The sequence below is a fragment of the Acinetobacter sp. AOR41_HL genome, from assembly GCF_027854645.1.
Lineage (GTDB): Bacteria > Pseudomonadota > Gammaproteobacteria > Pseudomonadales > Moraxellaceae > Acinetobacter > Acinetobacter nosocomialis.
Window position 1 is genome coordinate 17,292 of record NZ_JAKTHZ010000039.1, and the last position, 12,704, is coordinate 29,995.

A 12,704-nucleotide genomic window follows, 5' to 3' on the forward strand; every position below is an offset into this window, starting at 1 on the left:
TATGGCACAAGAGTCCCGTTTAGTCATTGTTATAGATTCTAAAAATGCTGAACGTAATGCGCGTAATTTAGGCAATGAACTCGACAGTATAGAGAAGAAAGGAGATTTTGCTTCTAAATCAATGGATAGCCTTTCGATCTCAACCCGTGCACTTGCTGGGCACATGGCTGGCCTAATCACCATTAGTACTGCCATTTCTAAAATGGATACATATACCGGTCTTCAAAACAGACTCAAATTAGTAACCAGTAATCAAGCTGAGTTAAATAAAGCAACAGAGGATACTTTCCGTATAGCTCAAAAAACTTATTCAGCATGGGATTCGGTTTTACAAGTTTATCAACGCTTTAGTGACAATGCTAAAACCTTAAACTTAACCATGGATGATACAGCTCGATTAACAGAAACGGTATCAAAAGCTGTGGCAATTAGTGGTGCAAGTGCTCAAGCTGCGGATGCTGCATTAGTCCAATTTGGTCAGGCTCTGGCGAGTGGAACGCTAAGGGGAGAAGAACTTAACTCGGTAATGGAACAAACTCCAGCTTTGGCTAAAGCAATTGCTCAGGGCATGGGTATTACAGTTGGCGAATTACGTTCTGTCGCTGCACAAGGAAAAATTACATCACAAGAAATCGTTAAAGCACTGAAGAATGTTCAAAATGATGTTGATGCTTTGTTTGCTAAAACAGATATCACAATCGGGCAGTCTCTCACACTTTTAAACAATGAAATTACTAAATTTGTTGGCGAATCTGGAAAGGGATCTGGTGCAGCACAAGTATTAGCTGGTTCTGTTCAGACTCTGGCAGGTAATTTAGATACATTAACATCAGCGTTAATACTGGGGGGAGCATATTGGGCTGGAACCTATATTCCAGCAATTTACGCATCAGGAATTGCGGTAGCTGCAAAAACTAAAGAACTAGCAGCACAAACTGTAGTGCAATATGCTGCCATTCAAGCTGAACGTTCTGCAGCTGCTCAAGAGTTAGAAAGTCTTCAAGCTAAAATGGCTAATATCCAAGCAACGAGAGCATTGGTTGTTGAAGAACTTAAATTAGAACTTAGAAGAATGAAGTCGCAAATTTCTACACAAGGTGCGATTAACTCTGAGTTAAGAATGGGAGTTTTACGTCAACAACAAGCGAAAATAAATGCTGAACTTGCAGCAACTGAGACAGCTTTAGCGTCTGCTCAAGCAAGAACAGCAGCAGCTGGAGCAGCCTCAATAGGTATTGGAACCCGTCTTTTAGGTTTATTAGGCGGACCCGTAGGTATAGGTATTACCGTAGCAAGCTTAGCAGCTGGTTATTTATTAATGAGAGACAATACTGCTGAGGCCAACAAAAAACTTGAAGAACAAGCAAAAGTTGCTGAAAGAACAGATGAGGCTCTAAAAAAATTATCTGGCAATGACAAGGCAAAAGCCGTTAATGATTTAACTACTGCGTTCAAGGCCCAAAATGAAGCACTAGAAAAATCCTCATTCGCAGTCGGAGCAGCTTTAATTGATATCGAAAACTATGCACGAGGAAATAAAGAAGTTGAAAAGATTTCACAAGATGCACGAACTGGAACAATCAGTTATTCAGAAGCCATAGAACGTTTAAATAAAATTAAACTGCCTACCGATCTGTATGAAAATCTTAAAAAGCAAGCTACCCAATATGATGAAAATTCATCTAAAGCAAGTTTGTCTGCAGAAAAGCTCAAAATATTCGGTGTGGAGGTTAGTATTGCTGGCAACAAGGCACAAAATGCAGCAGTACAAGTAAAGAATAATACGGATGAGCTACATGGTAATGCTAACGCAGCCGATCGTGCAGCTAAAGCGCAAAAAGGTTATTTCGAAAGTCTTCGTTCAGAAGTACTTAAATCGAATGAAGAGCTGGCGTTATTAAATCTTGGGTACAGTGAAGAAACTGTTAAAAAGATTATTGAACTTCAAAAGGCAAAACAAGCCGTTGCTCCTCCAGGAACTACTGCAATTGTAACCAAAGAGGAGATGGATTTAGTTGCACAAGCTCAAAAGGCCCTCGATGTACTGAAAGACAAAAAGGATGAGCTAACTGCTGCTGAGCGAAAACATACGAGTGAACTTGAGAAACAACAAAAAGTTCTACAAGTGAATGAGAAAGTTAAAGCTAATGCGGCTAAATATAATTTTGCCGATATTGAAGCTAAGTATAACTTGCCAGCTGGCACCTTATCTGCAATTCATGCAATTGAAACTGGAAACAGTGGGCGAACTGATCTAGTCAATAAAAGTACTGGAGCAACAGGTGGATTCCAGTTTCTTGCGGGCACAGCAAAGCAATATGGTGTAAAAGACCGTTATGACTTAGCTCAGTCTGCTGAAGGTGCTGGTAAGTACATGTCTTACCTTTTAAAACTTTTCAAGGGAGATTTAGAAAAAGCTGTCAGAGCCTACCACGCTGGTGAAGGCAATGTCCAAAAGGGTAAAGGTATTGGCAAATATAACAACCAATACTGGAAAGACTTTAAGGGGTATGTAGCTGGTGCTAATGGATATACAGCGGGAGATATATCGTCGAAAGATTTTGATAAATTACTCCAGGACAACACCAAGTTAGCTGAAGAACAAGCTAAGTTACGTCTTCAGCTTGAAAATGAAGTTGCTAATCAAGTTACTAAGATTAGAAATGATCTAGCTAAAAAACTTGTAGATGTTGATAAAGCTAATTTTAGTCCTGAGCGTAAAGAGGAAATTAAGGCTGAATTACAAGCACGAGCTGATAATGAAATTGCGATAGCACAACAAACACTTAAAACCAAGTTGGAAGACTATAAACAATTTGATTTGACGGAGGAACAACTTCTCTTAGACAGTTTCAATAGAAAAAAATTTTTTGCAGCTCATGATATTGAATTAAGTAAAGAACAGCGTGATGAAGCTATTAGTTATCTTGATCAACAATATCAGCATGAATTAAAACTATTGCAACTTACAAAAGCTGCTCGTCAGGCTTCATATGAGCAATCAAATTTAAAAGCCTTACTTGAACTAAAACAAGAGAGAGAAATGTTAGCAACACCAGTTGGGCAAAGACCAACTCTTTCTTTACAGTTTAGTGAAAGAAATGCTCTTGGTGACAATGACAACTCGTTGATTAATAAGGGACGAGATCTCAAGATGCAGCTTGAACAAAAGGAAATCACCGTTCTTGAGTACAACAAACGAATTGAAGATGCAGTAAGAATCCACGAAGAAAACAAATTAAAGATCCAAGAAGAGCATGCTGAGAAGTATAAAGATTTGGTAAATACCCAATATCAAGCTCAATTAGGTCTTTATAGTAACTTATTGTCCCAAGCTTCAGGAGTTTGGGGGAACATGACTTCGATGGTAAGAGAGTCTGCAGGTGAACAAAGTGCAGCCTATAAGACGATGTTTTTAATGCAACAAGCAATGGCAATTGCTTCAGCAATGGTCTCGACTCATTTAGCAGCAGCACAAGTTATGGCAGATCCATCTGCATTAACATTAGATCAAAAAACCACATATGCCACGATGATAACTGGTCTTGGTTATGCAAACGTAGGCCTCATTGCAGCTCAAACGATTGCAGGATTCTCTGATGGTGGTTATACAGGTAATGGACTTAAACATACTCCAGCAGGGATTGTGCATAAGGGTGAGGTTGTTTGGTCGCAAGATGATATCAAAAGATGGGGAGGTGTAAGTGTTGTTGAGAACATGCGTACTAGCTCTCCAGGAGGGTATGCGAACGGAGGTTATGTTTCTAACAATACTACAGACGTTATAGCAACTCGACGTGAGGTACGTCAGTTTGATGCTATTAACTCAGGCAGAATTGAGAAGTCTCAACCTAATGTAATTATTAATAATTACAGTTCAGAAAAAGTTGAAACTTCGACAAATTCGGATGGAGATCTACTTGTTACTATTGGTAAGATTGTTAAAGAGGTAGCTCGTTCTGAAGTGGATAACCGTTTCAGAATGGCTGCTCGTCAAGGTGGTGAATTTACAAAAATGAGGTAATAAATAAATTATGGATAAAATGCTAGAAAAGTTGGCAGAACAATCAACAGATTTAACAATGGAAGCTTGGACGAGCAACCGACTTTTAATTAGCTCTTTGGTTATGTATCTAGTCGATAAGGGCGTCATTGATCATGCTGACTATATTCAACATACGAATAAAGTTAGAGATCATCTATTACTTAACCGAGAATTTTCAAATGATAGAGAACAAAATTTAGTTACTGGAACTTTTGATGCTCATTTAAGTGATATTACTGAGCCAGAATGATATTTCCTCTTTTGTGTTAATTACAGTATAGTTTTATTAATCTGGTCATACTTAAGATATGACTATTAAAAGCTCGCTTAATGCGGGCTTTTTTTGTGAGAAAAATTTATGAGTGATCTTAAATTCACATTTGAGTGTGACTTAGATGGCAATAGTAATACTCAGCGGTTTAATACTTTGTCCTCTAAATTTGGTGACGGTTATGAACAAAACACCGCCGTAGGTATCAATAACAAATCTGGTGAGTGGTCATATCAAAGAACTGCATACAAAGCAGAAATCATGCAAATAAAAGCATTCTTTGATCAACACAAAGGTGCGGATTCTTTCCTTTGGGATTCACCACTAGACGGCGAAGTCAGAGTTAAAGCCGGTGAATATCAGCCTCGCCAAATTGGCGGTGACACTTGGCAAATCTCAACGACATTCACTCAAGTCTTTTACCCTTAACTTTAAATCTCTTCAAAGCCCCTTTTTAGGGGTTTTTTTATGCGAGTAAGAAAATGACAATTCAAACTGTAAATTTAGGCACAGCCCCAACTGGTGCGGGTGGTGATACATTCCGCTCTACTGGCGCAAAAATGAATGAAAACTTTACTAATAATACTCATGCTGCTAGTCGATATGTGGGAACGCAACCGGGTAACGTGATGGAAGTTGGAGCTTTTGGGCTGGGTAAAAATATGGTCCAATTATCCATGCCAAATGATCCAGATAATGTGCTTGGATGCGGCTTTTACTATTATGATATTAACTCCTCAGCACAAAATTCATGGAAAGATGTCGGCACTAATTTTTTTGTGCTTCGTAGTAATTTTGCCAATAATCCACTTGGTTTTGAGTTAGGAAATCTACCCTATAACAATGCTTACTATCTAAGATGCTCAACTCCAAACGCAACTCAAAAATGGAATACCCCTGTATTAATTAGACATTCAGGTAATACCACAATTGATTCGAATGGTTTTCTAAAAGCCGCATCTCCAGTTGTTAAGTTATTTGCAGATAAAATTGAACCTAACAATGAGGCTGCTGAACAGCAACTCTCATTTGAAAAAACAGGCATTGGTCATTACCTTATTAAAGGATCCTCTGGATTCGCTAAGGAGGGATGGTGGATTGAGATCCCAACAGATACCCATGGTAATAAAATCTGTGCGGTAGAATATCAAATGCTTGAAAATGGCGATCTTGAAATTAAAACATACAAGAAAAAAATGAATGAAGAGGGTGACATTGTTGCTAATCTTGATGCACCAATTGATATTCCAAACAATGCAAATGGTGAACCTCGCTGGATTGATATTCGTTTAAACAGCATTAAGAAGACAATTGTTAGGAAAATCCCACGCACTGAAAAACAACCACGCATGATTCAGCAAGTAAAGTATGCTCCGCAGTTAACTTACATCACTAAATATGAAGATTTATTTGATGATGAAGGAAAAGCTGTAATTGTGGATGGCAAGAACTATAAAAAGCCAGTAACTCATATTCAAACTGATCAAAACGGTACGCCTATTTTGTCGAATCAACCTGTCATTAATGAGAAGGGTAAACCTGTTTTTGAATGGCTTCAAGCTGTTGACGGCGAGGGTAATCCTATTTTTGATGATGTACCGGTCTTTGATAATGATGGAAATCAGATTTATGACGAGGTAACCCATGAGTCTGAATAGTGATTTTCAGAAACTATATGTGGATGGATTAATCCATTTGTATGAACTAGATGCCAGCAACTTAGGTGCTGGCATTTTACGTTTCCACGGGCATATCGCTTTTCAAGATTGGGAGAAAATTTACTCATCCATAGGATCTGAAGGATTAATTGGTGCTGATTCTGGAAGCATAGGCAAGGTTTTTGATGCCGGTGATCAGAAAGTATGGAACCGAAATATTATCTGGCAAGGTCAAGTTTTTGAGCCGATGGCCATGGAAGTGTCTGGGCTTGAAATGCGTTCAGATGGTAAAGCTTCAGCGCCTACTTTGAGCATGGCGAACAACATTAACGGCATCCAGAATGCGGTTTCTGCTTACTGTTTGCAGTTTAAAGACTTTGCTGGGGCTAAGCTTAAAGTCATTACAACCCTTGCCAAATATATTGACGCTGAGAACTTTACAGAAGGTAATCCAACTGCTTCAAATGAAGCTAAAGAACAAATCTGGTATATAGAACAGAAAACCTCTGAAAACTCTCAGGTGGTGACTTTTGAGCTTTCTAATCCTATAGATTTTGAAGGTTTGAAAATCCCAGTTCGACAAATCACCTCACTATGTCACTGGTGCATGGTCGGGAAGTATCGTGGCGAAGAATGTGGATACACAGGTGTAGCAATGTTCACCGATAAAGATGAGTTAACGGATAATCCTGCACTTGATCGATGCGGTGGGCGTTTACGTTCTTGCCGCTTGCGATTTGGTGAAAATAAACCATTGCCATTTGGTGGGTTCCCAGCTTCAAGCTTATTGTGAGGTTTTATGAAACTTACAGCAAAACTTAAAAAAGCAATTATGGCCCATGCTGATGCATGTTACCCGCATGAATGCTGTGGGGTGATTGTCGAAAAGCAATATATTCCTTGTCGCAATATCGCTGAACAATCTGATCAGTTTGAAATTCATCCCGAAGACTTGGCAAGTGCTGAAGATCAAGGCGAAATCTTAGCTTATGTGCACTCTCATCCAGATGGAACAACAAGAGCTTCGGAACTTGATCTGATTCAAATTGAATTACATCAAAAGCAGTGGGTCATTTGTTCATATCCAGATCTTGATTTTCAAGTCTACGAGCCTTGTGGGTATCGCGCCCCCTTAGTGGGGCGTAATTATATTCATTATTATCAAGATTGTTATGCATTGGTTCGTGACTTTTATGACCGTGAGCTAGGTATTCAGTTGCCAGACTTTGAACGGAAAGATGGTTGGTGGGAAGACAAAGATCATCCGTCAATATTAATTGATAACTTTCCGAAAGCTGGTTTCTATGAAGTAGATACACCGCAATATGGCGATATGTTGATTTGCCGAGTGCCACGAACAGAGCATCCAAATCATTGCATAATTTGGCTTGGTGATAATGCAATATTTAAGTCTGAAGAATCTGAACCTTGTATTGGCAATACATTAATTTTGCATCAGCTTCATGGCCGTAAATCTATTCGTGAAATCTACGGCCAACTGTGGGCAACCAGAACAGTTAAAATCTTGAGGCATAGAGATGTTAAAAACAATTAGATTGTACGGCATTTTGGGGCAAAAATTTGGTCGTGAATTTAAGCTTGATGTCGCAAATACACGTGAAGCCATGCGTGCATTATCTGTTCAGATCGTTGGCTTTGAACATTTTATGTTGCATGCACATGAGCAGGGCCTACGCTTTGCGGTGTTTTTAAAAAGTAAGAACTCAAGTAATAAGCGAGGAAAGAAACGACCTGCGATTTATGACCACGAAACTAAGCGGCTCATTACCGGTGATAACATTGGTGAAGAACAGCTTGATATGAATACTGAAGCTGAAGTTATTCATATTGTTCCACGTGTAGTTGGTGCTGGCGGAGATAGTGGAATTCTGCAGACAGTATTAGGCGCTGTTTTAGTCGTCGTAGGCGTTTTGGTGACGGTAGGTACATTAGGCGGTGGAGCACCACTCGGTGCTGCATTGATTGGTTCAGGTATTGGCATGATGCTTGGTGGGGTGGCCATGATGCTTATGCCAAAGGTTGATACGACTCAAGATCAAAACCAAGATGGAAACAGAGCGAATAAAGGCTTTGGTGGAGCCGTAACAACTGTTGCTCAAGGTAATCCTGTGCCGATTTTATATGGGCAACGTGAGATTGGTGGATTTATTGTGAGTGCTGGTCAATATCCAGAAGATCAGATGTAAATTCAAATTATTAAATAGGCGCTTTCTAGCGCCTTTTTTATTGCGTGAGATTTCTTATGAATGCAGTAGTAGGCGCAAAAAAGGGAAGTAAAAAACAACGGCAACCCGTAATTTCTCCAGATTCTGCACAGTCGAAAACTTATATTAAAGTCCTTTATGGATTAGCTGAAGGAGAAATTGAGGGGCTAGCAAATGGCCTTCAGTCAATTTATTTAGAAGAAACCCCACTCCAGAATGCAGTTGGAAGCTTTAACTTTGAAAATGTAAAAGTTGATTTTCGAAGAGGCACTAATGATCAGGAATACATTGAGGGGTTCCCAGCAGTTGAAAGTGAAACCGCCATCGATGTGGAGTTGAAGTCCGAAACGCCATGGGTCCGCGCCTTTAGTAATCTTGATCTTGATGCGGTTCGCTTACGCTTGAAATGGGGGCCATTACGAAGCCAAGATGCCACAAATGGTGATGTATCAGGCGTAACAATTGAATATGCAATTGATTTACAGACTGACGGGGGGATCTGGACTGAAGTACTAAAAACCAAAATTTCAGATAAAACATCTGCTAATTACGAACGAGCACACCGCATTGATTTGCCTCGAGCTGATTCTGGATGGCTTGTTCGTGTGCGCCGTCTTACTCCTAATTCCACTTCTGAATATATCAGCGACAAGATGTATATTTCCGCAGTAACAGAAGTTATTGATGCGAAATTACGTTACCCAAATACGGCTTTGCTTGGTCTTCAATATGATGCCGAGACTTTTGGAAACGTTGCTAAAGTTGCTGCAGATACAAAGGGAAGAATTCTAAAGGTTCCTACTAACTACAATCCAGCAACACGGCAATATGTTGGGATGTGGGACGGTACTTTCAAAGAGGCATATTCTAATAACCCGGCATGGATTTATTACGATATATGCACTGCTGACCGTTATGCTTTGGGCGACCGCTTAAACCCATTCATGGTTGATAAATGGTCTTTATATCGCTTGGCACAATACTGTGACCAAATGGTGCCAGATGGACTTGGCGGACAGGAACCACGCTTTACTTGTAATGTTTATCTTCAAAGTGCTGAAAGCGCTTTTGAGATTTTAACAAAGCTAGCAGGTGTATTTCGTGCGATAACATTCTGGGATGGGATGAGCATTATTTGTGATGCGGATATTCCCCAAGATACTTATTTCACATATACGCGTGCCAATGTTATTGAAGGTAATTTTGAGTACGCGGGAACCCGTGCTCGAGATAGACATAATGTCGTTAAAGTAGCGTGGGATAACCCGGCTAATCACTACAAAACGGAATATGAGTTTGTTCGTGATGAAAAGGCGATTGCCGAAGCAGGCCAAGTTCGTATTTTGGAAATTGATGCTTGGGGATGCACTTCGCGTGGACAAGCGCAGCGAGCAGGCTGGTGGGCATTAAAGTCTGAGCAGTTAGAAACGCGAACCGTAAGTTTTAAAGTTGGTCTTGATGGACATATTCCTTTACCTGGCAAAGTGATTGAAATTGCAGATCCTCTGTTCGCTGGTCGTGCAAATGGTGGACGTGTTTCTAAAATCTCTGCCGATCGTAAAAGCATTACTCTTGACCGTGACGATGTTGTTGCAGTTGCTGGCGACAGACTGATTATTAATGGCGAGGATGGAAAGGCTCAAACTCGTATTGTTCAATCTATCTCAGGTCGAGTAGTAACTGTTACTCATGAATTTGATGCTATTGCCGCTCAAAATGTATGGGTTATAGATGCCCAAGATTTAGCAACAATGAAGTTTCGAGTGATCTCGATTACTCAAGACGAAAGTCATCAATTTTCAGTTACTGCACTTCAATATAATCCAGCCAAGTTTGATGCCATTGACAAGGGTGCTTATTTTGATGAGGTTCCGATTTCGATTGTGAACCCAACAATTCAGGATCCTGTAACTGATGTCGTAATTACTAGTGAAAGCCGTATTGATCAGGGTATCAATGTGGCAACAATGATTGTGTCCTGGTCGCAGGCTAAAGGAGCCGTAAAGTATCAGGTTGAGTGGAGGAAAGATGATGGGAGTTGGATTAAGCTTCCAATAACCGGTAATAATTCAGTCGAAGTACCAGGTATTTATGCGGGTCAATATCAAGCACGTGTAAGAGCGATTTCCGCATTTGAGATCGCTTCTTTACCTGTTTATTCAACTTTGACTGAACTCTCTGGAAAGCAAGGCTTGCCGCCGAAACCCGCTTTTATTCAAGCTACAGGAATTTTATTCGGTATAAAACTTGATTGGGGCTTTCCATCTTCAGGTGCACTTGACACTGCTTATACTGAAATTCGTGTATCGCCAGATGGTGCCAGCAATATTGCTCAATTGGGCTTATTCGCTTATCCGACGACTACACATACAGTTCAAGGTTTGCAGCCAAACCTAACTCAATTTTATCAAGCTCGTTTGATTGACCGGATCGGAAATGTTGGACCTTGGTCGGATTGGACTCATGCGACAACTTCTGCCGATGCTACAGATGTTCTGGAGCTCTTGAATGATCAAATCAGTGAAACTCAACTTAGTCAGGATTTAAAAACTAAGATTGAACAAATTGAGACTATTGATGTTCAGATTCCTGAGATTAAGCAGGACATAAAGAATACAAAAGACCAAATCGCACAAGAGGTGAGAGATAGACAAGCCGAGGTAAAAGCTACACAAGACCAAATTTCGCAAGAAGTTAAAGACCGTGAAAATGCAATTAAACAGGCCAAAGATGGTTTATCCCAACAAATTATCGACGGAGATAAAGGTGTTCTTAAAGTTGTAGAAACGGTAAAGAAATCTAGTGAAGATGGTATTGCGGCAGTTCAGCAAGATATCAAAGTTGTCGCTAATGATCTTTCACTTGTTGCTGAAAAGACCGATGGAGTATATGCCCAGCTTAATCCTCCGTTAATCGGTTCCGAATCAGATTTGATTGGTAATGATCAAGGCTTTGCAGGCACATGGTCTGTTCAATCAGCAATAATTGAAGGTGATCTTGCACTAAGTAAACGCATTGATACGACAGTTGTTGAAGTTGATGATTTACGTGCTTACGCACGGCAAGAGGTGGAGGCGCGAATTGAGGGCGACAAAGTAACAGTTCAAAAGATTGATACTTATATTGCTAGTAATGATACTGCTTTAGCCACTGTGCGTGAATCAGCGAAAATAGCAGTCGAACAGTCAGCAGCGAATGCCGAGTCAATTAAATCAATTAATATTGCTTTAGATGATAAGGTAAATACCGGTGCGCTTGACCAAGTTAAATCTGACGTCAAGGAAGTTGATAAGAAAATCATTGCTCAAACTACGAGAATTGACGGCGTATATGCTCAGCTCAACCCGCCTTTAATCGGCTCGGAATCAGAGTTAATCGGCAATGAGGGAGGTTATGCTGGTATATGGTCAGAGCAATCAGCACGTATTGAAGGTGATCTTGTAGTAAGTAAGCAGGTCGACTCTACTTTAGCTGAATTAAATGGACTTAAAGCTTACGCACAGCAAGAAGTTCAAGCTCGAATTGAGGGCGATAGAGTAACTGTCCAAAAAATAGATACTTATATTGCTAGTAATGATAGCGCTCTTGCAACGGTCCGTGATTCAGCAAAAGTTGCAGTTGATAATTCAAATGTTAATGCTGAAGCAATTAAAAATATCAACATCGAGTTAAAAGACAAAGTTAGTACCGGTGCCCTTGATCAAATTAATTCAGATATTAAGGAGGTTGATAAAAAAGTTGTTGCTCAAACCACCCGGATTGACGGTGTTTATGCACAGTTAAATCCACCTCTAATAGGTTCAGAATCTGAATTAATCGGTAACGATGGTGGCTATGCTGGTGTCTGGTCAGAGCAGTCGGCACGCATTGAAGGGGATTTAGCTCAGGCTAAACTTACTGAACAGCTTTCTGCTCAGATGAATGATAACAGCGCCGTATTCAAGCGTCAGCTCGAGGCAAATTCGAGCGCTATTTCTTCTACTTTAAAGTTAACTGAAACGTTACAAACAAAAGTTGGTGAGAATAGTGCTTCTATTGAAACGGTTGCAAAAAGTGTTGATGGCGTATACGCACAGCAATTTACAAAGTTTGATGTGAATGGCCATGTTTCAGGTCATGGATCAATGAATGATGGTACTACTTCCACCTTCATTTTTAACTATGACTGCATTCAATTTGGTACTCCAGTGGGTATAGATGGTATTGAGCCAAAACCCTTAATGACTTTACAGAATACGCCTGTGACTTTGCCTAATGGTACAGTTATTCCGCGTGGCTTGTATGTTGATAATGCTAGTTTTGGGTATATCAATGCGAATCGAATCTGGGCAGAAAACTTAAGTGCTATTAGTGCATCACTAGGTACTTTGACCACTTATAAGGATCCAGCAAAGCCTAATGGAGCGCGAATGGTACTTACAGGAAGTTTGATTACGGTGTATGACGACAATAATATCGTGAGAGTTAAATTAGGTTTATGGTAATACAAAGGGCTAGCTTACCAG

8 protein-coding genes are annotated in these 12,704 nt (G+C 40.1%); all 8 read left to right on the forward strand.

The annotated features are described in order from the left end of the window. Nucleotide 1: 1 nt before the first annotated feature. The gene (locus tag MKL35_RS15770) at nucleotides 2-4,024 is read left to right on the forward strand and encodes a tape measure protein (protein WP_270914095.1); all 4,023 of its coding nucleotides are present in this window, start codon (nucleotides 2-4) and stop codon (nucleotides 4,022-4,024) included. Nucleotides 4,025-4,034: 10 nt separating this feature from the next. After that, a complete protein-coding gene (locus tag MKL35_RS15775) occupies nucleotides 4,035-4,295 on the forward strand; it encodes a hypothetical protein (RefSeq protein ID WP_032041505.1) in 261 nt (86 codons plus the stop codon). A 108-nt stretch (nucleotides 4,296-4,403) separates the two neighbouring features. Next, nucleotides 4,404-4,745: a phage tail protein gene (locus tag MKL35_RS15780; RefSeq protein WP_114229300.1), complete on the forward strand. Its 342-nt coding sequence runs from the start codon at nucleotides 4,404-4,406 to the stop codon at nucleotides 4,743-4,745. A 53-nt stretch (nucleotides 4,746-4,798) separates the two neighbouring features. Next, on the forward strand, nucleotides 4,799-5,974 hold the full coding sequence (locus MKL35_RS15785) for a phage tail fiber protein (RefSeq protein WP_270914099.1): 1,176 nt from the start codon (nucleotides 4,799-4,801) through the stop codon (nucleotides 5,972-5,974). Beyond that, nucleotides 5,961-6,767, forward strand: a complete 807-nt coding sequence (locus tag MKL35_RS15790) for a phage minor tail protein L (RefSeq protein WP_270914102.1) — start codon at nucleotides 5,961-5,963, stop codon at nucleotides 6,765-6,767. Before MKL35_RS15785 ends, MKL35_RS15790 begins: the two co-directional genes overlap by 14 nt. A gap of 6 nt (nucleotides 6,768-6,773) precedes the next feature. Then, nucleotides 6,774-7,529, forward strand: coding sequence for a C40 family peptidase (locus tag MKL35_RS15795; RefSeq protein ID WP_270914104.1), 756 nt, complete (start codon nucleotides 6,774-6,776; stop codon nucleotides 7,527-7,529). Continuing rightward, a complete protein-coding gene (locus tag MKL35_RS15800; protein ID WP_270914106.1) occupies nucleotides 7,513-8,181 on the forward strand; it encodes a tail assembly protein in 669 nt (222 codons plus the stop codon). Before MKL35_RS15795 ends, MKL35_RS15800 begins: the two co-directional genes overlap by 17 nt. Nucleotides 8,182-8,237: 56 nt before the next feature. Beyond that, nucleotides 8,238-12,683: a host specificity protein J gene (locus MKL35_RS15805; RefSeq protein ID WP_270914108.1), complete on the forward strand. Its 4,446-nt coding sequence runs from the start codon at nucleotides 8,238-8,240 to the stop codon at nucleotides 12,681-12,683. The last annotated feature ends 21 nt before the right edge of the window (nucleotides 12,684-12,704 follow it).